This is a genomic window from Rhizobium sp. BK313 (genome assembly GCF_014193655.1).
Taxonomy (GTDB): domain Bacteria; phylum Pseudomonadota; class Alphaproteobacteria; order Rhizobiales; family Rhizobiaceae; genus Rhizobium.
This window is the reverse complement of sequence record NZ_JACHZQ010000005.1, coordinates 308835-331374: the sequence shown is the minus strand read 5'-3', so window position 1 is coordinate 331374 and position 22540 is coordinate 308835. Positions and strand designations below refer to the sequence as shown.

The window sequence follows — 22540 nt, the reverse complement described above, 5'->3', positions numbered from 1 at the left end:
GATATGCCTTCCTCCTTTTCTGCCGATAAAGCTCTTTTCCCGCGCGGTTTGACCGTCCACGTCCAGCTCGACGACGATCCCCGCTACAGGGGATCGATCCATGACGACGACGTCGCCCGTGCCCGAGGCTACAAGGCAGCTTTGGTGCCCGGCGCGTTCGTTTACGGCCACATCAGCCGCGTGGCGATCGAAGCCTGGGGGCAGGTCTGGGCGGAGCGCGGCGGCATGGGCGCCCGCTTTCGCCGCCCGGTCTATAATGGCGATGTACTGACCATCAAGGCCGCCGAACTCGTGGGCAGCCCCGAGATGCGCCGGGCCGGGATCAGCGCCGTCAATGAGGAGGGCGAAGAGGTTGCGTCCGGCTGGGTCGGGCTGCCGGATGCGCAACCTGTTGTGCCGGATATTTCAGGTTTCGCGATATTGCCGCGGCCAGAGATGCCGCCGCGCGTTGCGGCTGGTGAATTGCAGCCGGGCATGCCGGTGACGACGGCCGACAGTGGGTTGACCGAAGCTGAATTCCGCAAATCTCTTTCGGCTTTCGGTGAGCGGCATCCACTCTATAGCGATCCCGGTTTCGTACATTCCGGCTGCCTGATGCGGCTCGCCATGGGCGACACGAACAACAGCTTCGCCTTTCCGGCGCCGGTGGTTTTGACCAGTGCCGAGGCGCAGCATTTCGGGCTTGTTCGTCCCGGCCAGCGCCTGACCACGGTCGGGCGCATAACCGATGCTTCGCTCCACAAGGGCAAATATTATTTCGAGAGCGAGGAGTTCATGATGGCCGATGGCGTACCTGTCGCCCGGTTCCTTCGGACCTCGATCTACGCTTACGCGTGAATTGCTTTTTCCAAGAGGGAATATCTGTGTTGCCGCAACATGCCAACGAAGGCGGGTTTGCGGCTTTACGGGCGCATGTTAGCCTATTCATCCTACCAATCAGCATAGTTTTTCCGAATTTGCCCGTTTTGCGATGTTGCATACGGATGCAAAATGCGTAATGGTGCGCTCCGTAGGAGAGAGACTGCCGGATGAACGCGGCAGGCATAGTGAGGATCGCAGGAGGCTATCGAGGATTTTCTGAGCACGGCAGCCTGTCTGGGCTGAACGGCGACGCGTGCCCTCCCCGTGGGGTGGCCGGTGCTGACATTGATCGTTCGCACGTATCGCCAGCTCAGAGCGCATTTCCGGTCACGGGCCGGACTGTCATTTCAACATTTCGTTTGCAACAAGGATTTTGGGCGTGCCGACTTCTACAACCATCAAATCCGTCGAGGCTTTCCAGGTTAGCTGGGAGCCTAACGAGCCGCCGGGCCGCCGTACGGCCTTCATCCGCGTCACCACGACAGACGGCATCGTCGGCCATGGCGAAGCTTCACCGATGATGGGCGGCGAGCATTCGCTCGGCGTCGTCAGGGATTTCGCCGAGTCCCTGGTCGGCCTCGATGCGCTCGACCATACCATCATCTTCGATCGGTTGATGCACAAATATATCAAGCTCGGGCCGGAAGGCGCGGTCACCGGTGCGCTTGCCGCGCTCGACATCGCACTCTGGGATATCAAGGGCAAGTTCTTCAATCTGCCGATCTATCAGTTGCTTGGCGGCGCCTGGCGCAAGGAAATCCCCTTCTATTCCTCCGTCGGCAACAATGCCTTCCGCACCCTCGACGAGACGTTGCGCGCAGTGGAAGAGCGCTTCAAATCGGAGACGCCGGCGCTGATAAAATTCCGCCAGGATGGTGACCGGTCGCGCCAGGACGTCGACGTGCCCGGCGACATCGCCAAGATCAAGGCAGTGCGCAAGCTGGTTGGCGACGGCTTCCCGCTCGCTTTCGATGCCAGCAATCTCTACTCCGTCGGCACGGCGATGCGTGTCGGCCGAGTGCTGGAGGATGAAGGCTACATCTGGTTCGAGGAGCCGGTGCAGCATTACAACGTCCGCGCCATGGGCGAGATCGCCCAGCGCCTTAGCATCACCGTTTCGGCCGGCGAGCAGACCTATACGACGCAAGCCCTTGTCGACATGATCAATGCCGGCGTGCGCATGGTGCAGCCAGACGTCATCAAGATGGGCGGCATCACCGGCCTGATGCAGTGCATGGCGATCTGCCATGCCCATGGCGTCGAACTGGTGCCGCACCAGACGCAGCCGACCATCGGCCATGTCGCCAACCTGCATGTTCTTTCCGCCATCATGCATCTGACCAAGCCGGCCGAATTCGCCGATCCGTCGACGCGCATGCATGTCGCCTTCGACAATCTGCCGAAGCCGCAGAACGGAAAGTTCCTGGTGCCTTCGGGTCCGGGGCTGGGCCTTTCGATCAACGACGCCGAGCTGAACAAGCGTCGCAGCTAATATCCTGGGAGGATAGTTTATGAGCCTGAGAAGACGTGAATTCCTTGAGCTGGCGGCGGCTTCGGCGGCGCTGAGCATGGTCGGCTTCAATTCGGCCCGCGCGCAGAGCGCTTCCGATGTGATCCGCATCGGCATTGCCGCCAGCGGCCCGCGCACCAGCGATCCCAATCAGACGACGCAGGGCGGCGACAATTGGGCGACCGAGCAGATGTACGAACAGCTCGTCCGCCCGGATGACGGCACGTTCGCCACAACGCCGGATCAGTATATCCCGACGCTTGCCACCGAATGGGCGACGTCGACGGACGCCAAGACCTGGACGTTCAAGCTGCGCCAGGGTGTGCAGTTCCACAAGGGCTATGGCGAGATGACCTCTGACGACGTGGTCTTCTCCTTCAAGCGCGCGATCAAGGACGGCACCAATACGACGATTTTGGCCAATATCGCCGACGTTGTCGCCAAGGGTCCTTATGAGGTCGATATTCAGTTGAAGACGCCCGACGTCAACCTGCTTGGGACGTCGATTTTCTGCAACAACACTTCGATCGTCTCGAAGAAGGCCTTCGACAAGATCGGCGCCGAAAAATTCGCCACCGACGCCGTCGGTACCGGCCCGTATGAACTCACCCGCTTTGATAATCAGTGGGGCGTCGGGATGAAGCGCCACGAGGGTTATTGGGACCCGAAGAACAAGGCGAAGATCGCCAGCGTCGAATGCGTCTATATCGCCGACACCACGGCGCGCACCTTGGCGCTGCTGTCGGGTGACGTCGACATGATCGAAGCCGTACGTGCGCCGGGCTGGGTCGACTCCATGCTGCAGCGCGACTCGACGCTGAAGTTCGACATGACGGCGCCGGGCTCGTTCAACACGCTCCACGTCAACCTCAACCGCAAGCCCTTCGATAACCTCAAGGTACGTCAGGCGATCATGTATGCCGTCGACCGTCACGCGGTTGCCGACGCGCTGAAGCCGATGGGCGGTTTCATGGCCGGCCTGCAGCCGGATTTCTTCCCGGCCGGTTTCAAGACCCAAGACCTGCCGCCCGAACTGCAATACAACTACGATCCGGACAAGGCGAAGGCACTGCTTGCCGAAGCCGGTTTCCCGAACGGCTTCGATTTCGACAGCAATTGCAGCCAGCGCGAGGACTATTCCTCCATCATGCTGATCGTGCAGGAACAGTTGCGCGCCGTCGGTATGCGCATGAACCTGCATATCGGCGATCACACTGCCTATCATGCCGACAACCACATGGATAAGAACACCCTCGCCCTGCATTCGGCGAGCTATCCGCCGATCCCGACGCAGCTTTATTTCCAGCAGCTTTCGACGAAGTCCGAAGTCAAGGCCGACGGTAGTGGCGGCATCAACTACAGCCATTACGGGGTCGCCATGCCCGGTATCGATGGCCTGCTCGACAAGGCGCTGCAGTCGACCGACTTCAAGACCTACGTCGATTATTGCAAGCAGATCGAATTGCAGGTGTTGCGCGATCTGCCGTTGATCGGCATGTCGACATTGTCCTTCACCGTGGCGCGCAACGCCCGCGTCAATCTCGGCTACGAGGTCAAGAGCGGTTACGCCCGCTGGCGCTTCCATCGCGCCACCAAGACTGCGTAACGCTCTTCATACAGGTAAAGATGCAATGGGCAGATATCTATTCCTAAGGCTCGTGGACGCCATACCGACGATCTGGCTGGTGTTGACGCTCGTCTTCATAGCGATGCGCATTCTGCCCGGCGATCCGGCGATCGCTGCTCTGGGGGACGCCGCTCTCCCAGAGCAGCTCGCTCAGTTCCGCGCCAAGATGGGCCTCGATGTGCCCCTCTGGCACCAGTACATCAATTTCCTCTACGGGGTTGTGACCTTCAATCTCGGCACCTCCTACATGAACGGCGCCTCGGTACTCGATCTCATCGGGCGTAATCTGCCCTATACGATCGAGCTGACGGTTGTTGCCACGATCATGGGTTTTGGTGCCGGCGTGCCGCTTGGTGTGCTTGCTGCGACCAATCGCGACAAACTGCCCGACAACGGCGTGCGCGCTTTCTCGCTGTTCGGCTATGCCGTGCCGGATTTCTATCTCGGGGCACTGCTCCTGATCATCTTCGCGCTCAATCTGCGCTGGTTCCCGATCAACGGGGCGGGTAACGGTTTTGCCGATCGCATGTATCACGTTTTCCTGCCGGCCCTGACCTTGGCGATGGTCAAGGCCGCCTTCATCGGCCGGCTGACGCGCACGTCGCTCCTGGAAGTGCTCGGTAAGGATTATGTCCGGACGGCCCGCGCCAAGGGCGCGCGCGAGCCTCGCGTCATCTATCGTCATGGACTGCGCAACGCGCTTCTGCCGCTGACGACGGGCATGGGGCTCAGCCTGCTCGCCACTTTCTCCGGATCGGTGGCCGTCGAGCTGGTCTTCAACCGGCCGGGTATCGGCAGGCTTCTGATCCAGGCGATCACCGAGCGCGACTATGGCGTGATCCAGGGAGGCGTCATCGTCTTTGCCATGGTCGTCGTGCTGATCAATCTGGTGATGGACCTGCTCTACATCGTCATCGATCCTCGCATTCGGGTGAAATAATGAACACGATCACCGCTCCCATCGGGTCGCAGGCCGATACGCCGCATATGGCGCCCGCGCCGGGTTTCGGCACCCTGCTTCGCCAAGTGATATTCGGCCGTCCGTCCACCATCTTCGCCTTCACTATCGTGCTGATCTTCGTCCTGATCGCCGTTTTCGCGCCGCTGCTTGCTCCCTATGATCCGCTGGCGCAGAGCATTCTTGCGGTCAACAAGCCGCCATCGGCAGCGCACTGGCTCGGCACTGACCAGTTCGGCCGCGACGTGCTGTCGCGCATGATCTACGGCTCGCGCAACTCGCTGCTGTTTGGCCTGATCTCGCCTGCGCTCGCCGCCATTTGCGGCACGGCGCTCGGCGTCGTCGCCGGCTATTTTGGCGGCATCGTCGATCGCTTGATCAGCCGCGTCATCGACCTGCTGCTCTCCTTTCCGGAACTGCTCCTGGCGATCATGATCGCCGCAGTGCTTGGCGGTGCCTTTTGGAACATCGTCGCGGTCATCACCGTCGCCTTCGTCCCGGGTTTTGCCCGCGTCGCCCGCGCCTCGACACTGGCAGTCAAGCAGGAGCCCTATGTCGAAGCCTCAGTGGCCATCGGGCTCAGCACGCCGGTCATCATCTTCCGCCATATCATTCCGAATATTGCCGCTCCCATCGTGGTGTTGATGACCGTCTGGGTTGCCTCCGCCATTCGTCTGGAGGCGTCACTCAGCTTTCTCGGCATCGGCACGCGTCCGCCGAACCCGAGTTGGGGCAACATCATCCGTGACGGCCTGAATAATCTTTTCGGTTCACCATGGCCGATCATCGCCGCCGGCTTCGCCATTACCTGCGTGGTGCTCTCGTTCAACCTTGCCGGTGACGCGGTGCGCGACCTGCTCGATCCGGAGACCACATCATGATTGCGGCAACATCGTTCAAGCAGAGCCAGAGCCAATCCCAGTCTCAATCCCGATCCGGCCAGCAGGTGCCCCTCCTCAAGGTGGATAACCTTTCGGTCGAGTTCGGTCCCAAGGACCGGCCCATCCGCGTCGTCAACGGCGTCAGCTTCGAGATCGCCGCCGGCGGTGCGGTCGGCATCGTCGGCGAATCCGGCTCCGGCAAGTCGATAACCTCGCTCGCCACCATGGGCCTGATCCCTATGCCGCCCGGCCGCATCGCGGAAGGTCGGGTCGAGCTGGAAGGCGTCAATCTTCTGGAATTGCCGCGCTCGAAAATGCCGGAGATCCGCGGCCGTGATATTGCGATGATCTTCCAGGAACCAATGAGCTCGCTCAATCCGGTCATGACCATCGGCGACCAGATCGGCGAAGCGATCAAGCTGCATGAAAAATCGAGCCGCGAGGAGCGGCGTGCCCGGATCATCGAGCTTTTGAAGCTTGTCGGCATGCCCGATCCGGAAAAGCGCATCGGGGCCTATCCGCACCAGTTCTCGGGCGGCATGCGCCAGCGCGTAATGATCGCCATGGCGGTCGCCTGCAATCCGAAACTCCTGATCGCCGACGAACCGACCACGGCGCTCGACGTCACCATCCAGGCGCAGGTGCTGGAACTGATGAAGCAGGTGCGGCGGGAGCTGAACACCGCCGTGCTGCTGATCTCGCACGATCTCGGCGTCGTCGCCGATATCGCCGAGCGGGTGATCGTCATGTATGCTGGCCGTGTGGTGGAGGATGGCGACGTACGCACCATCTTCCGCAGTCCCGGCCATCCCTATACACGCGGTCTTTTGCAATCCGTGCCGAAGCTGAAGGACGACCGCAAGCGGCTCTATCAGATCCCGGGGTCAGTCCCGCTTGCCGGCACAGTCAAGCAGGGCTGTCCCTTCTATGCCCGCTGCACGGACCGGATCGGCAAATGCGCTGAGATGATGCCGCCGATGTTCACCCTGGCTACCGGCCAGAAGGCAGCCTGCTGGGTCAGCGCGGGAGCGACATCATGAACGAGACGAATACGCAAGACGACCTGATCACCGTCAGGGATCTGGGCAAGACCTTTTCCGATGCCGGCGGGTTGACGCTCGGCAAGACGCCTTCCGGCGTGCGCGCCGTCGATGGCGTCTCCTTTACCGTGAAGCGCGCCGAGACTCTGGCTCTGGTTGGCGAATCCGGCTGCGGCAAGTCCACGCTCGGGCGGCTGCTTCTGAGGCTGATCGAGCCGACCGAGGGCCAAGTGTTGATGGACGGTGTCGATCTCACCCGCTTCAGCCGCGGCGAAATGCGGGCGATGCGCGAGAAGATGCAGATGATCTTTCAAGACCCTTACGGGTCGCTCAGCCCACGCCGCTCCATCGCCCAGATCGTTGCCGAGCCGTTGGAAGTGTTCGGCCTGGTGAAGTCGCGACAACAGGCCCGTGATCGCGTGGCGGAACTTTTGACCCAGGTTGGGCTATCGCCGACTTTCATGGATCGCTACCCCCGGCAGTTCTCCGGCGGCCAGCGCCAGCGCATAGGCATCGCGCGGGCGATCTCGGTCAATCCGAAATTCATCGTCGCCGACGAGCCGGTCTCCGCACTCGACGTCTCGGTCCAGGCACAGGTCGTCAACCTGATGCAGGACCTGCAGGAGCAGCACAAGTTCTCCTATCTGTTCATCGCCCATGACCTATCGGTCGTGCGCCACATCGCCGACCGCGTGGCGGTGATGTATCTCGGCCGCATCGTCGAGATCGGGCCGAAGGATCGTGTATACGACCGGCCGAGCCATCCCTATACGCAGGCGCTGCTCTCGGCCGTGCCGGAGCCCGATCCGGATGCGCCGAAGACGCGCATCGTTCTGAAGGGCGACGTGCCGAGCCCGGCCAACGTCCCGCCCGGCTGCAGCTTTCACACGCGCTGCCCGATTGCCGAAGCGATCTGCAGGACCGAACGGCCGCCCCTGGCCGAGACCGTGCCCGGCCATTTCGCCGCCTGCCACTTCGCAAAGCCCAATCCGATCCCGGTTGCGCCGCGGACTGCCGCCCCGGCGATCGTTTGAGACGGGGTGGGATGATTTGTCGTCGTTCCGCCCTAACTTGATGTGTATGAACACAAGGACCGCCCGATGAATTTCAAGGCTCTTGTTACCGAGCGCGATGCTGCGGGCGCCATCTCCTCGTCTGTGCAGACGTTGGACGATGACCGATTGCCTGAGGGCAATGTCACGGTCGCGGTGGAATGGGCCGACGTCAATTACAAAGATGGCCTGTGCCTGACGGGTGCCGGCGGTCTGGTGCGGACCTATCCGCATGTTGCCGGCGTCGATTTTTCCGGGACGGTGATTGAAAGCGCCGATCCGCGCTATGTTGCGGGGCAGAAGGTCGTGCTGACCGGTTGGCGCGTCGGCGAGAGCCATTGGGGCGGCTATTCCGAGAAGGCCAGGGTCAATGCCGACTGGCTGGTGCCGCTTGCCGAAGGGCTTTCCACACGCGATGCCATGGTCATGGGAACCGCCGGCCTGACGGCGATGCTGGCGATCGATCGGCTGGAAGCCAACGGCCTGAAACCCGGCGACGGCGAAGTGCTGGTTACCGGCGCAGGCGGCGGTGTCGGTACGGTGGCGATCCACCTGCTTTCGAAGCTCGGTTATGAGGTCGCGGCAATCTCCGGCCGCCCGCAATTGTCGGATGGGCTGAAGGCTCTCGGGGCAAAGACGATCATCAGTCGCGAAGAGTTCTTCGCAGCAGCCGACAAGCCGCTCGAGAGCGCCCGTTGGGCTGCAGTCGTCGAAGCGGTGGGCGGGGCCATGCTCGGCAAGCTTCTGAAGCAGGTCAGATATCACGGCGCCGTCGCCGCCATCGGCAATGCCGGTGGCGTGACCTTTGAGACCAATGTCCTGCCTTTCATCCTGCGCGGTGTGGCGCTTCTCGGCATCGACAGCGTCATGCAGCCCTATGAGCGGCGTGTCGCTGCCTGGGCGCGTATCGCCGAGTTGTTCGATTTTTCGGCCTATGATGGTTTCGTCCAGGAAATCACGCTCGACGACTTGCCGGAGGCCGCAAAGGCTATTCTGGCAGGGCAAGTTCGCGGCCGTCTGGTCGTGCGGATGTGATCCTCCCAGGCCGTTCACGCGATTTGCTGGCCCGCCATTCTCGCAGGACAGCGAGGGCGTGCGTTGCCGATTATTCAATTGCAACCACAACCCTAGTTTTTGTCCAATGTAACAGTTTGTTGCGCTAAGCCGCACAAAAATGGACAAAATTTAATGGCCATACCAAATTCCTAAGCGACGCTCTGCAAGTTAAAGTCGCGCCAATATCGCACCGGCAGAGCATTGAAGCCGGGGCTGTGAAGGAAGGTGTATTGATGGCTCGGACATTTCGGGTCCTGGTGTCGCTAGCGGTGATTGGCGCCGTGGCCTATGGCGCCTATGTGACACGTGATCGCTGGCTTGGCAGCGCCGAGCGCCTGCTTGGCTATCAGAGCGCGGCTGCGCCTGGCGAACAGGCTCAGGGCGAACGCCGTGGCAATCAAGGGCAGGGTTCAGGCCAAGGCGGCGGACGGCGGCGCGGCGGCCTTTCGCAATTCAACGGCCCCGTTCCGGTGTTGGCAGCAGACGCAAAATCCTCCGATGTGCCCGTCTATATCGACGGCGTCGGCTCCGTGAAGGCACTGAACACGGTGACGGTGCGCGCTCAGGTCAATGGCAAGGTCGTCGAAATCGGTTTCGAGGAAGGCCAGGACATCAAGAAGGGCGACGTCATCGCCCGCATCGACGACGCCGTCTATAAGGCCCAGCTCGACCAGGCCATCGGTAAGAAGGCGCAGGACGAGGCGTTGTTGGCCGGCGCGAAACGCGATCTCGATCGTTTTCAGCGCATGGTGCAGAGCGCTTCGGGCACGCAGCAGCAGGTCGACACCCAGATTTCCTTGGTTGCGCAATATACGGCGCAGATCCAGTCCGACCAGGCAGCCATCGAAAGCGCGCAGGCGACGCTCGATTATACGACGATCACGGCGCCGATCGACGGGCGTACAGGCATCCGCAATGTCGACGTCGGCAATCTCGTCAGCTCGTCGGATGCGACCGGCATTGTGACGCTATCGCAGATCAAGCCGATCTCCGTCCTGTTCTCCATTCCGCAGCAGCAGCTAGCCCGAGTCAACGCGGCAAGTGCGACGGGAACACTTTCCGTCCAGGCGATGGCGAGCGACGGTCAGACGGTGATCGACAACGGCACGCTGGCGGTGGTCGACAATCAGGTCGACCCAACCACAGGCACGGTGAAGCTGAAGGCCAATTTCCCGAACGACAAGCTGGCGCTGTGGCCGGGCGCTTTCGTCAACGCCCGCCTGCTGGTCGAGACGCTGAGGGGCGTAACGGTCATTCCGACCGCCGCCGTGCAGCGCGGACCGAACGGCACCTTCGTTTACATCATCCGGCAGGATCAGACAGTTGCCATGAAGGCGGTGACGGTGCGCCAGCAAGATGACGTGCAGGCCGTCATCGCCGATGGCGTCGCACCCGGCGACAAGGTGGTGACGACGGGCTTTGCCCGTCTGCAGGATGGTTCGAAAGTGCAGATTTCCGCCGGGACCGGAGCGGCAGCGCCGGCTACGACGAAGCCTGAGACCGAGGGGCAGCCGGTTGCCGAAAACGCAGTTCAAAACAACCAGGCGCAAACGGACGGCAACGTGGCCAATGATGGCCAACGGCCGCACCGCAAGCATAACGGCCAGGGGGGCGGCAACGGCGGTCACCGCAGACAGAACGCAGATGGTACTGCCGGCAACGGTGCCGATGGCAATACGGGCGGCGGCGATGCCGCTTCCACCAATTCATCAGCTACGCCCACGCAACAGCAATGAACGTCTCGTCGCTCTTCATCTCCAGGCCGGTCGCCACCTCGCTTCTCGGGGTGGCCATTCTGTTGGGCGGCATTCTCGGGTTTCTTTTCCTACCGGTCGCGCCGCTGCCGCAGGTGGATTTTCCGACGATCCAAGTGACGACCCAATTGCCGGGCGCCGATCCCGATACGATGGCGGCATTGGTGACAGCGCCGCTGGAGCGGCCGCTCGGTCAGATCCCGTCGCTGGCGTCGATGACCTCATCGAGCGCCTTCGGCATCAGCCAGATCACCCTGCAATTCGATCTCGGCCGCGATATCGATGGCGCGGCCCAGGACGTGCAGGCGGCAATCAACGCCGCCGGCTCGACTCTGCCGCGCACGCTGCCCTATCCGCCGACCTACTCGAAGGTGAACCCTGCCGATACGCCGATCGTTACGCTGGCGCTGCGCTCCAATAGCTATTCGATCCGGGAACTCAGCGATTTCGCCGATACGATGATGGCGCAGCGGCTCAGCGAAGTCTCAGGCGTCGGCGATGTCAACATCCAGGGCGGCGTCAAGCCCGCTATCCGCATCCAGGCCGACCTGCCGCGGCTTGCCTCCTATGGTCTGGCGCTGGAGGATCTGCGCACGGCGATCACCAATGCCAGCGTTGCCGGCGCCAAGGGGGCGCTGGACGGCACGCAGCAGAGCTTCACGCTCGCCGCCAATGACCAGATTGTCGATCCCAACATCTACAAATCCGTCATCGTCGCCTATCGCAACAATGCGCCGGTGCAGTTGAAGGATGTCGCCACCGTCGTCGAAGGGCTGGAGAACAACCGCGTCGGCGCCTGGTACCAGGGCCAGCCCGCCGTCATCCTCGACATCATGCGCCAGCCGGGGGCGAACGTCATCCAGACGGTCGAGAGCGTGCTGAATCAGCTTCCGCGGTTGAAGCAGGCGCTGCCGGCCGGTATCTCCCTCGACATCGTAAACGACCGCACCGAGACGATCCGCGCCTCGATCCATGACGTGCAATGGACGCTCGTCGTCAGTATCGGTCTTGTCATCCTCGTCGTTCTGCTGTTCCTGCGAACGGTAACGGCGACGTTCATCGCCGCCGTGGCGCTGCCGTTGTCGCTGATTGCGACCTTCGGCGTCATGTGGTTCGCCGGTTTCAGTCTCGACAATCTGTCGCTCATGGCGCTCACGATCGGTACTGGCTTCGTCGTCGACGATGCCATCGTGATGATCGAGAACATCGCCCGCCACATCGAGGAAGGCGAGAGTCCGATGCAGGCGGCTCTGAAGGGTGCCGGCGAAATCGGCTTCACCATCATCTCGCTAACCTTCTCGCTGATCGCTGTCTTCATCCCCCTGCTGTTCATGACCGGCATCGTCGGGCGCATGTTCCGCGAGTTTGCGTTGACGCTGACCATCGCCGTGGTGGTATCGGCGGTGATCTCGCTGACTTTGACGCCGATGATGTGCGCCCGCATCCTGCGCAAGCCGAAAGAGCATCGCGGCGGTTTGTTGGCGGGCACCGATCGCGGCATGGGGTGGCTGATCGAGGGCTATCGCCGCAGCCTCGTCTGGGTGGTGGACCGGAGCGCTTTGATGTTGCTGGTCACGGTGGTGACACTTGCCGCTACGATCGCTCTTTACATCGTCATTCCCAAAGGCTTCCTGCCGGCGCAGGACACCGGCCTGATCACCGCGGTGGTCGAGACCGAGCCCACCACTTCCTTCGAAGCGATGAAGCAAACGCAGGAGACTGTGGCGGACCGGCTGCGCAAAGATCCGGACGTAAAAGGTATCGTCTCGGTCATCGGCACCAGCGCCAGCAACCTGACGCTCAATACCGCTAATCTCAGCCTGATATTGAGGCCGAGAAGCGAGCGCGCGGCTTCGGCGGCTGAAATCATCGACCGCATGCGTGGCGAAGTGGCCGATCTGCCCGGCATCCACGTCACCTTCCAGAGCGTGCGCGGCATCTCGATCAGCACGCGCGCCAGCCGCGCGCCCTATCAATATACGCTGACCGGTACCGATACGGCGACCGTGGTGGACTGGGCCGAGAAATTGGCACAGCGGCTACAGCAGAGCCCGAAGCTGATCGATGTCGCTTCGGAAGTCGAAATGGGTGGCGGCCGCATCTTCGTCAATGTCGACCGTGAAACTGCCTCGCGCCTCGGCGTGTCGATGCAGGCCGTCAGCGACACGCTGAACGATGCTTTCGGGCAACGCCAGATCGCCACGATCTACGGTCAGGCCAATCAGTACCGCGTCATCCTCGAGGCGGCTCCCCAATATCAGTCGGACCCGAAATCGCTCGACAAGCTCTATGTCGCCGGCGCCAGCGACACCCAGGTGCCACTCAATGCCTTTACGACGGCCTCGTTCGCGACAGCGCCGTTGGTCATCAGCCATGACGAACAGTTCCCGGCCGTGACCCTCAGTTTCGATCTTGCCAAGGGCGCGTCGCTTAGTGAAGCCGTCACCGAGATCCAGGCGGCGGAGCGCGATATCGGCATGCCAAGTTCGATTCAGCGCAATTATTCCGGCGATGCCGAGGAGTTCGCCTCGTCGCTTGCGGGCGAGCCCTGGCTCATCCTGGCGGCTGTCGTGACGATCTATATTGTCCTTGGCCTGCTTTACGAAAGCGCCGTGCATCCCGTGACGATTCTGTCGACCCTGCCATCGGCGGGCGTCGGTGCGCTGCTGGCGCTGATGCTGTTCGGGCAGGACCTGTCGATCATCGCCTTGATCGGCATCGTTCTGCTGATGGGTATCGTCAAGAAAAATGCGATCATGATGATCGACTTCGCGCTGGAGGCCGAACGCAAGGAGGGACTGGCGCCGCGCGAAGCGATCCTGAAAGCCTCGATCCTGCGTTTCCGTCCGATCATGATGACGACGCTTGCCGCACTCTTCGGTGCGCTGCCACTGGCGCTGGCACAAGGCACCGGAGCGGAGCTGCGAATCCCGCTCGGCATCACCATCATCGGCGGCCTGGTGCTGTCCCAGCTTCTGACGCTTTATACGACCCCAGTGATCTATCTTGCCTTTGAAAGCCTGCGCGCCCGTGTCGTCGGACGACCGACCGGCGCGCCGGCTCCGGAACTGGACGAAGTTGTAGGTGGCGGGACATGAACCTCTCCGAGCCGTTCATCAAACGTCCTGTCGGGACGACGCTTCTGGCGATCGGGCTGATGATCCTCGGTATCGTTTCCTATCGCTTTCTGCCGGTGGCAAGCCTGCCGACCGTTGATCTGCCGACGATCGTCGTCTCCGCCAGCCGACCGGGTGCCGACCCTGCCAGCATGGCGGCGAGCGTCGCAGCGCCCCTTGAGCGGCATCTCGGTACCATCGCCGGCATCACGCAGTTGACCTCGGTCAGCTCGCTCGGATCGAGCAGCATCGTCGCGCAATTCGATCTGTCGCGCAGCGTCGACGGTGCGGCGCAGGATGTACAGGCAGCGCTGAACGCGGCGGCGACCGACTTGCCCGGCGATCTGCCGACATTGCCCTCGTTCCGCAAGATCAATCCGGCTGCGGCGCCCGTCCTGATCCTGGCGCTGACATCGGACAATGTGGCGCCGAGCGCCATCTACGATGCTGCGGATACGGTGGTGGTGCAGCGCATCTCACAGGTGGATGGTGTCGGCGGCGTTACCGTCAGCGGGGCCGACCAGCCGGCCGTGCGTGTCAGGCTCGATCCCGACCGCCTTTCCGCCATGGGTCTGTCGCTGGACAGTGTCCGTACGGCGATCGTCAATGCCAATGTGCTTGGCCCCGTCGGCTCGATCGACGGCAGCAGTGCAGCCTTCTCCATTTCCATGAATGGTCAGCTACGGACCCCGGAGGATTATGGCCGGATCATCGTGCAAAGCGGTGACGGCACGGCCGTGCACCTTTCCGATATCGCCAGCGTCGAGCCCGGTGTGCGCAACAGCCGCTCGGATGCCTGGTACGACGGCAAACCGGCCGTGCTGCTCAACATCACCAAGGAAGCGGACGCCAACGTCATTGCGACCGTCGATGGCGTCAAGGCGCTGATCCCCGAGTTGCAGCGCCTGATCCCGTCCGGTGTCCGCATCGCGGTTCTCTCCGACCGCACCACGACGATCCATGCCAGCGTCACCGACATGCAATGGACGCTGCTTGCCACCATTTGCCTGGTCATGGCCGTGGTTTTCATCTTTCTGCGGCGCGCCACGACGACCTTCGCAGCCGGCGTCACCGTGCCGTTGTCGTTGTGCGGCACCTTTGCTGCCATGTGGCTCTTCGGGCTGTCGATCGACAATCTGTCGCTGATGGCGTTGGCGGTCTCCGTCGGTTTCGTCGTCGACGACGCTATCGTGATGATCGAGAATATCTACGCCAATCTCGAGACAGGGATGAAGCCTATGAAGGCGGCGCTCGAGGGTGCGAAGCAAATCGGTTTCACCGTCGTTTCGATCAGCCTGTCGCTGCTCGCGGCCTTCATTCCTCTCTTCTTCATGGGCGGCATCGTCGGACGGTTCTTCCAGACCTTCTCTCTGACGCTCGGCTTCACCATCGTCGTCTCGACACTGGTGTCGCTGACGCTGACGCCGATGATCTGCGGCCATCGGCTGCGGGCGCACGACCTGGAGGCTCGGCCGGGCCCGTTTGGCCGGGTCATCGAAGGGACGCTGAGTGCGATCACCAACTTCTATGGCCGGACTCTGAAGGCGGTGCTGCATCATCGTGTGCTCTCCGTCCTCGTCATCCTCGCTTGCGTCGTCATGTCCGCCTATCTTTATGTGAAGGTGCCGAAGGGTTTCATTCCGCAGGACGATACCGGCTTCGTGCAGGGCGGTACGCAGGCGGCGACCGATATCTCCTATCCGGCCATGGTCAAGCTGCAGCAGCAGGCGGCCGATATCGTCGCCCGGGATCCGGCCGTCTCCGGCGTCGGCTCGTCCGTGGGTGGCGGCGGCTTTTCAAGCTCGGTCAATCGCGGGCAATTGTTCATTTCGCTGAAACCCGCATCGGAGCGCGTCCCGACCGCCGAGGTGATCGACCGGCTGCGCAAACAGCTGATGGCCATTCCCGGTCTCAGCACCTTCCTGTTTTCGCCGGGCGACATCCGCGCCGGCGCGCGTCAGTCTCAATCGCAATATCAGTTCACGCTCTGGGGTGCGAATTACGACGAGCTGGTGGAATGGGCGCCGAAGGTGCTCGAACGCCTGCAGGCTCTGCCGGAACTGACTGATGTCGCCACCGACCGGCAGCCGAACGGCCTGCAGGCGACGGTCAATATCAACCGGAGTGAAGCCTCTCGGCTCGGCGTCAGCATCCAGTCGATCGACGCTGCGCTGAACAATGCTTTCGCCCAGCGGCAAGTCTCGACCATCTATACCCAGCGCAATCAATATCGCGTCGTGCTGGAGGCCGATCCCAGCTATGCCCGAGATCCCAACGATATCTCCAAGCTCTATGTGCCGGCGTCGGGCGGCATCCAGATTCCGCTGAGTGCCGTGGCGTCGGTCGACCGGACGCTGGCGCCGCTGGTGGTCAATCACCAGGGGCAATATCCCTCCGTGACCATATCCTACAATCTGGCGCTCAACACCGTGCTGGAGGCAGCAAACGATGCCATTCAGCAGGCGGTACTCCAGATGCATCTGCCGGATTCGCTGCATGCGGATTTCGCCGGCGATGCGGCCAGCGTGACGCAATCCTCGAGCAGCCAGCCGTTGTTGCTTCTGGCGGCGCTGCTGACGGTCTATATCGTCCTCGGCATTCTCTATGAGAGCCTGGCGCATCCGCTGACGATCATCTCGACACTGCCATCAGCCGGCCTCGGCGCGCTGCTGGCGCTGGTCATCAGCGGCACGGAACTGACGATCATCGCCTTCATCGGCATCATCCTGTTGATCGGCATCGTCAAGAAGAACGGCATCATGATGGTGGATTTCGCGTTGCAGCGTGAACGCAAGCTCGGCCTACCCTCGGAAGAGGCGATCTATGAAGCCTGCCTGAAACGCTTCCGTCCGATCCTGATGACCACGCTCGCCGCCCTGATGGGTGCCATCCCGCTGATCATTGCCACCGGCCCCGGTGCAGAACTCCGCCGCCCCCTGGGCATTACCATCGTCGGCGGCCTGATCGTCTCGCAGGTCCTGACGCTCTACACGACACCGATCATCTACCTGATGCTGGCCAAGCTGCACAGCAGGTGGTCGACGAAGCAACATGTAGAGATGCCGATGTCCTCGACGCCAACGTAACGTCAGGCGCCGCGCTCAATCACAATCTTCAGCGCGTTGCGATGACTGTCCCAGTAGGGCAGGGCTTTTTCCGCCTCTTCAAAAGGAAAAACCTTCGAGATCAGTGCGTCGGCCTTATCGCCGATCTCCTCGAGATGGCTGATGACGTTCTGAAAATCGCGCATCAGGGCGTTGCGGGAGCCCATGATGTCGAGTTCCTTCAGGTTAAAGAACTGCGTCTGGTAGGTGACCGGCGCCTTGGAATAGCCGACATAGACGACGCGGCCGCCGAAGCAGGCAAGATCAATGGCTTGCGTGAAGGTCGCAGGCAGGCCGACCGCCTCGAAAGCGATATCGACTCCGTCATCGCCCGTCAGTTCGCTTACTCTGGCGACAACATCTTGGTTGCCCGCGTCGATCGCCTCGACGGCGCCGAATTGCCGGGCGAGCGCGCGTTTTTCCTCGCTGAGATCGACGGCGATGACCTCGGCGCCGCGGGCGACGGCGGCGATCACGACGCCCATGCCGATCATGCCGCAGCCTAGCACGGCGACGCGGTCGCCTTTCGCGACCCGGCCGCGTTCGACGGCGTGAAAGCCGACCGATAGCGGCTCGACCAGGGCCAGATGGCGCGGCGGCAGTGCATCGTTGAGGATCAGTTTTTCGGCCGGCAGCACGATCTCCTCGGCCAGTCCGCCGTCCTGTTGCACGCCGAGTGTCTTGTTGTAGCGGCAAGCATTGAGCCGGCCCTTGCGGCAGGATGTGCAGGTGCCACAATTGGTATAGGGCAGGACGATGACGCGGCGGCCGGGCGCATAGGCGGTATCGACACCGGGGCCGACGGCAATGATCTCGCCGCCGATTTCATGGCCGGGAATGCGCGGCAGCTTCACCAGCGGGTTGAGGCCTTTGAAGGTGTTGAGATCGCTGCCGCAGAGGCCAATGTGCCGGACGCCGACGCGGACCTGGCCGGCGCCCAGCGGGGCTTCCGCGATGTCGTGGAAGCGCGTGACGTTTTCCGCCTCGATCATTAGGGCCTTGATCACACCAGTCTCCTCCTATGAGAGCGTGAAAGTGACGCTTTCTATTGCGCCGCGTCTGAAGTCGCCTCCGGCGCCGTTGAACTTGCCGGCCGCTTTCCACCCTTGAAGATGCGGCGGACGGAGACGAAAAGAAGGGGGATGAAGAAGATACCAAGCACGGTGGCCGAGATCATGCCGCCCATAACGCCGATACCGATCGAGTTCTGGCTGCCGGAGCCCGCGCCGTTCGCGACTGCCAGCGGCATGACGCCGAGGATGAAGGCGAGCGAGGTCATCAGGATCGGCCGCAGGCGCTGGCGGGCTGCTTCCAGCGTCGCTGGAATCAGGTCTTTGCCGCTGTTCTGCTGTTCGATGGCGAATTCAACGATCAGGATGGCGTTTTTGGCGGCCAGACCAATGGTGGTGAGCAGACCGACCTTGAAATAGACGTCGTTCGACTGGCCGAAGATGGTGGCCGCCAGCAGCGCCCCGAAGATGCCGATCGGGACCGACAGCATGACGGCGAGCGGGATCGACCAGCTCTCATAAAGCGCGGCCAGTGCCAGGAAGACGACCAGGATGGAGATGGCGTAGAGCTGGCTCGCCTGGTTGCCGGAGAGCTTTTCCTGGGCCGAGAGGCTCGTCCATTCATGGCTGAAGCCCGGGGGCAAGCTCGCCATGATCTGGTCGATCTGGTTCATGGCATCGCCGGAGGAGACGCCGGGCGCAGCGGCACCCTGGATTTCGACCGCCGACGAGCCGTTGTAGCGTTCCAGGCGCGGCGAACCATAGGTCCATTTGCCGGAGGCAAAAGCGGAGAACGGCACCATGGCGCCATCGGAATTGCGCACGTACCAGCGATCGAAATCCTCCGGCTGCATACGGAACTTGGCGTCGGCCTGCACATAGACCTTCTTGACGCGACCTCGGTCGATGAAGTCGTTGACATAGGTGCCGCCCCAGGCCGTCGACAGCGTGGAGTCGATATCGGAGAGGTTGATGTTGAGGGCGCTTGCCTTTTCCTGGTCAATCACAATCGAATATTGCGGCGTATCTTCCTGGCCGTTGGGGCGCGTGCCGAACAGCTTGGGGTTTTTCGCGGCGGCACCCAGCAACTGGTTGCGGGCGGCGATGAGCTGTTCATGCCCCGCGCCGTTGATGTCCTTGATGAAGAAATCGAAGCCTGAGGAGCTGCCGAAGCCCGGGATCGCCGGAGGCGCCAGCGCGAAGACACTGCCGTCCTTGATCTTCGAGAAGGCGCCCATGGCGCGTCCGGCAATCGCCTGCGCCTTGCTTTCCTTTGTCTGACGTTCCGCGAAGTCCTTCAGCTTGATGAAGGCCAGGCCGACGTTTTGCCCCTGTCCGCTAAAGCCAAAACCGGCGACGGTGAAGACAGCGTCGACATAAGGCTTTTCCTTTTCGAGATAGTATTGCCTGACCTGCGCCAGCACATCTTTGGTGCGGTAGTCGGTTGCGCCTGGCGGGAGTTGCACGCTGGTGATCAGGATGCCCTGGTCTTCGTCCGGCAGGAACGAGCTGGAAAGGTGGTTGAACAGATAGCCGACGGCGCCAGCGATCATCAAGAACAGGACGAGGAAGAAGGGCGACCACTTGATGATGCCGCCCACACTACGCTGATATCCGCGGACGCCGCGGTCGAAATTACGGTTGAACCAGCCGAAGACGCCCCGCTCCTTGGAGCCGTGCTTTGGTTTCTTGAGGATGGTGGCGCAAAGCGCCGGCGTCAGGACGAGCGCGACAATGACCGACAGAATCATCGCCGAGACGATCGTCACCGAGAACTGGCGGTAGATGACGCCGACCGAGCCGGAGAAGAAGGCCATCGGGATGAACACGGCGGACAGGACGGTGGCGATGCCAATCAAGGCGCCGGTGATTTCCTGCATCGACTTTATCGTCGCCTCGCGCGGCGACAGGCCCTCCTCCTCCATCACGCGCTCGACATTTTCGACCACGACGATCGCGTCGTCCACCAACAGGCCGATCGCCAGCACCATGCCGAACATAGTCAGCGTATTAATGGAATATCCGAAGGCCGAGAGCACGCCGAATGTCCCGAGCAGAACGATCGGAACGGCAAGTGTCGGGATCAAGGTGGCGCGGATGTTCTGCAGGAAGACGAACATGACGATGAAGACGAGCACGATGGCTTCGAACAGCGTCTTGACCACATCCTCGATCGACAACTTGACGAAGGGCGTCGTGTCATAGGGATAAACGACTTCGACATTCGGCGGCAGCGTCTGCTTCAGGTTGTTGATCGTCGACTGCACGGCTTCGGCCGTATTGATAGCGTTAGCGCCGGAGGCAAGCATGACCGCGAGACCGGCCGACGGCTGATTGTTGAAGGCGCTCGAGCTGGTGTAGCTGTCCGCGCCCAGTTCGACGCGCGCTACGTCGTTGAGGCGTACCAGCGAACCGTCGGACTGGCTCTTCAGGATGATGTTGTTGAATTGCTCAGGCGTCTGCAGGCGGCTTTTGGCCGTCACTGTGGCGTTCAATTGCTGGCCCCGCAATTGTGGCAGTGCGCCGAGCTGGCCGGTAGAAACCTGCGTGTTCTGTGCTTCGATTGCCGAGACGACATCGGAAGTCATCAACTGGTATTTCGCGAGCTTGTCCGGATCGATCCAGATGCGCATGGCGTAACCGGCGCCGAAAAGCTGCGTGTCACCGACGCCCTCGACGCGCTTCAGCGTGTCGTTCAGGGTGCTGTTGACGTAGTCGGCAAGGTCGTTGGAACTGAGCTTGCCGTCGGTCGAGACGAAGCCGATGACCATCAGGAAGTTCGAGGTCGATTTCGATACTGTGATGCCGGTATTCTGGACGGACTGCGGCAATTGCGCGGTGACGAGCTGCAGTTTGTTCTGCACCTGCATCTGGGCGACGTCCGGATTGGCCTTGTTGGTGAAGGTCAGCGAAATCGAGGCCTGGCCCGTCGAAGTCGACGTGGAGGCCATGTAGTCGAGATTGTCGATGCCGGTCATGCCCTGCTCGATGACCTTGGTCACCGAGTTTTCGACCGTCTGGGCGTCAGCGCCTGAATAGGTTGCGGTGATGCGCACGGTCGTCGGCGCGATCTGCGGATATTGCGAGATCGACAGCGTGAAGATCGACAGCGCACCCGCCAGCATGATGATGATGGCGATGACCCAGGCAAAGATCGGCCGGTCAATAAAGAAACGAGACATCAAACCACCTCACTTCTGGGCGCCGGAGGCGGCTTTGCTATCGTTCTTTTCCAGCTCGGCCTGTTCGGCGGGCTTGCTATCGGCGGCCGCTTGCTTCAGCTCGCCGGTCGCATCGTCGATCGTCACCGCGGCAACGTTGACATCCTGGCCGTCACGGACGCGCTGGCCGCCTTCGACGATTACGCGGTCACCATCCTTCATGCCTTCGTTGACCAGCCAACTGTTGCCGATGCTTCTCTGCACCTTCAGCACCCGCTGCTGCACCTTGTTGTCGGCGGCGACGAACATCGCGACCGGCTCGCCCTTTGTGTTGCGCGTGACCGCTCGCTGCGGCACAAGGAAGCTGTTTTCCGCGACACCTTCCTCGATGCTGGCGCGAACATACATGCCGGGCAGCAGCACGCGTTCCGGATTGGGGAAGACGGCGCGCACGGTGATCGTCCCGACGGTCTCGGCAACGGAGGCCTCCGAAAATTCGAGCTTGCCGGTTTCCTTATATTCGGAACCGTCTTCCAGCGTCAGGTGAACGGAGACGTTTTCGCCGCTGGTCTTCAGCCGGCCTTCCGCGATGGCACGGCGGAATTCGAGCAGGTTGGTGCTCGACTGCGTGACGTCGACATTGATCGGATCGAGCTGGCGGATGGTGGTCAGCGTCGTTGTCTGGTCGGCGGTGACGAGAGCGCCGACGGTTACCGTCGAGGCGTCGACGCGGCCGCCGATCGGCGCACGCATCTTGGTGTAGTCGAGGTTGATGCGTGCGGCTTCGAGCGCAGCCTTGGCGGAGGCGACATCGGCCTGCGCCTGGACGAGGCTTGCCTGCGCATCGTCGAAATCCTGCTGGCTGACGACATTCTGCGCGCTCAAGCCCTTGTAGCGGTCGAGCTTGGCCTGCGCGCTCGGCACCGCGCCCTGCGCCTTCTGCAAGGCGGCCGCGGCGCTGTCATAGGCGGCCTGATAGGAAGCCGGGTCGATTTCGTAGAGCACGTCACCGGCGTTGACTTCGCTGCCTTCCTTGAAATTACGGCTGCGAATGATGCCGCCGACCTGCGGCCTCACTTCGGCGACGAGGTAGGCGCTGGTGCGGCCGGGCAGCTCCGCGGTGATCGCAACCGATTGCGGATGCAGCGTCATGGCGCTGACTTCGGTCTTGACGGCAGGCGCGTTGCTTTGAGCAGCCTTCTGTTCATTGCAGCCGGCTAGCAGCAACGTGGTGGCGACCCCTGCGGCGACCAATGACATCCGCAGGGCTGGGAGGCGTTTGAATGTCGCCGGACGTACGAGATCAGGGGTAGAAGAGGCGAACTTTCCCACGTTGCTATTTCCCATTGTCTTAATTACAGTACCAAGTAGTACGGAAAATATTTGTACCGTTATAAATGTCAATCTCAT

14 protein-coding genes are annotated in these 22540 nt (G+C 61.8%); 11 read left to right on the top strand and 3 right to left on the bottom strand.

What is annotated here, in order from left to right; all coding sequences use genetic code 11:
* Positions 1 to 3 precede the first annotated feature (3 nt).
* The 11 genes from FHT86_RS25075 (at position 4) to FHT86_RS25025 (ending at position 16941) form a co-directional block, all read left to right on the top strand.
* Complete coding sequence (locus FHT86_RS25075) at positions 4 to 837, top strand: hypothetical protein (RefSeq protein ID WP_133708955.1); 834 nt, start codon at positions 4 to 6, stop codon at positions 835 to 837.
* 403 nt (positions 838 to 1240) lie between these two features.
* Positions 1241 to 2353, top strand: a complete 1113-nt coding sequence (locus FHT86_RS25070; RefSeq protein ID WP_133708956.1) for a mandelate racemase/muconate lactonizing enzyme family protein — start codon at positions 1241 to 1243, stop codon at positions 2351 to 2353.
* A 19-nt stretch (positions 2354 to 2372) separates the two neighbouring features.
* Positions 2373 to 3977: an ABC transporter substrate-binding protein gene (locus tag FHT86_RS25065; RefSeq protein WP_133708957.1), complete on the top strand. Its 1605-nt coding sequence runs from the start codon at positions 2373 to 2375 to the stop codon at positions 3975 to 3977.
* 25 nt (positions 3978 to 4002) lie between these two features.
* Positions 4003 to 4938: an ABC transporter permease gene (locus FHT86_RS25060; RefSeq protein WP_133708958.1), complete on the top strand. Its 936-nt coding sequence runs from the start codon at positions 4003 to 4005 to the stop codon at positions 4936 to 4938.
* On the top strand, positions 4938 to 5837 hold the full coding sequence (locus FHT86_RS25055; RefSeq protein ID WP_208116672.1) for an ABC transporter permease: 900 nt from the start codon (positions 4938 to 4940) through the stop codon (positions 5835 to 5837). The genes FHT86_RS25060 and FHT86_RS25055 overlap by 1 nt, the downstream gene beginning before the upstream one ends.
* A gap of 65 nt (positions 5838 to 5902) precedes the next feature.
* Complete coding sequence (locus FHT86_RS25050; protein ID WP_409527622.1) at positions 5903 to 6877, top strand: ABC transporter ATP-binding protein; 975 nt, start codon at positions 5903 to 5905, stop codon at positions 6875 to 6877.
* Positions 6874 to 7911, top strand: a complete 1038-nt coding sequence (locus tag FHT86_RS25045; protein WP_133708960.1) for an ABC transporter ATP-binding protein — start codon at positions 6874 to 6876, stop codon at positions 7909 to 7911. Before FHT86_RS25050 ends, FHT86_RS25045 begins: the two co-directional genes overlap by 4 nt.
* Positions 7912 to 7977: 66 nt before the next feature.
* The gene (locus tag FHT86_RS25040; protein WP_133708961.1) at positions 7978 to 8964 is read left to right on the top strand and encodes an MDR family oxidoreductase; all 987 of its coding nucleotides are present in this window, start codon (positions 7978 to 7980) and stop codon (positions 8962 to 8964) included.
* Between the two features lie 254 nt (positions 8965 to 9218).
* Positions 9219 to 10721 carry an efflux RND transporter periplasmic adaptor subunit gene (locus FHT86_RS25035; protein WP_133708962.1) on the top strand — a complete coding sequence of 501 codons (1503 nt, stop codon included), beginning with the start codon at positions 9219 to 9221 and terminating at the stop codon, positions 10719 to 10721.
* Entirely contained in the window at positions 10718 to 13837 is a 3120-nt protein-coding gene (locus tag FHT86_RS25030; RefSeq protein WP_133708963.1) for an efflux RND transporter permease subunit, read from the top strand. Before FHT86_RS25035 ends, FHT86_RS25030 begins: the two co-directional genes overlap by 4 nt.
* Entirely contained in the window at positions 13834 to 16941 is a 3108-nt protein-coding gene (locus FHT86_RS25025) for an efflux RND transporter permease subunit (RefSeq protein WP_133708964.1), read from the top strand. The genes FHT86_RS25030 and FHT86_RS25025 overlap by 4 nt, the downstream gene beginning before the upstream one ends.
* Before the next feature lie 2 nt (positions 16942 to 16943).
* Here FHT86_RS25025 and FHT86_RS25020 read toward each other — a convergent pair whose 3' ends face one another.
* The 3 genes from FHT86_RS25020 to FHT86_RS25010 are packed head-to-tail and all read right to left on the bottom strand — an operon-like array spanning position 16944 to position 22477.
* Positions 16944 to 17966 (bottom strand): zinc-binding alcohol dehydrogenase family protein, encoded by a 1023-nt coding sequence (locus tag FHT86_RS25020; RefSeq protein ID WP_133708965.1) that lies wholly within the window; start codon positions 17964 to 17966, stop codon positions 16944 to 16946.
* 38 nt (positions 17967 to 18004) lie between these two features.
* Entirely contained in the window at positions 18005 to 21151 is a 3147-nt protein-coding gene (locus FHT86_RS25015; protein ID WP_133708966.1) for an efflux RND transporter permease subunit, read from the bottom strand.
* Positions 21152 to 21160: 9 nt separating this feature from the next.
* The gene (locus FHT86_RS25010; protein ID WP_133708967.1) at positions 21161 to 22477 is read right to left on the bottom strand and encodes an efflux RND transporter periplasmic adaptor subunit; all 1317 of its coding nucleotides are present in this window, start codon (positions 22475 to 22477) and stop codon (positions 21161 to 21163) included.
* Positions 22478 to 22540: the final 63 nt, after the last annotated feature.

Bases quoted from the DNA above. Each gene is read 5' to 3' on its own strand.
- FHT86_RS25075 (WP_133708955.1), top strand. From the start codon at position 4: ATGCCTTCCTCCTTTTCTGCCGATAAAGCTCTTTTCCCGCGCGGTTTG.
- FHT86_RS25065 (WP_133708957.1), top strand. From the start codon at position 2,373: ATGAGCCTGAGAAGACGTGAATTCCTTGAGCTGGCGGCGGCTTCGGCG.
- FHT86_RS25060 (WP_133708958.1), top strand. From the start codon at position 4,003: ATGGGCAGATATCTATTCCTAAGGCTCGTGGACGCCATACCGACGATC.
- FHT86_RS25055 (WP_208116672.1), top strand. From the start codon at position 4,938: ATGAACACGATCACCGCTCCCATCGGGTCGCAGGCCGATACGCCGCAT.
- FHT86_RS25045 (WP_133708960.1), top strand. From the start codon at position 6,874: ATGAACGAGACGAATACGCAAGACGACCTGATCACCGTCAGGGATCTG.
- FHT86_RS25040 (WP_133708961.1), top strand. From the start codon at position 7,978: ATGAATTTCAAGGCTCTTGTTACCGAGCGCGATGCTGCGGGCGCCATC.
- FHT86_RS25035 (WP_133708962.1), top strand. From the start codon at position 9,219: ATGGCTCGGACATTTCGGGTCCTGGTGTCGCTAGCGGTGATTGGCGCC.
- FHT86_RS25030 (WP_133708963.1), top strand. From the start codon at position 10,718: ATGAACGTCTCGTCGCTCTTCATCTCCAGGCCGGTCGCCACCTCGCTT.
- FHT86_RS25025 (WP_133708964.1), top strand. From the start codon at position 13,834: ATGAACCTCTCCGAGCCGTTCATCAAACGTCCTGTCGGGACGACGCTT.
- FHT86_RS25015 (WP_133708966.1), bottom strand. From the start codon at position 21,151: ATGTCTCGTTTCTTTATTGACCGGCCGATCTTTGCCTGGGTCATCGCC.
- FHT86_RS25010 (WP_133708967.1), bottom strand. From the start codon at position 22,477: ATGGGAAATAGCAACGTGGGAAAGTTCGCCTCTTCTACCCCTGATCTC.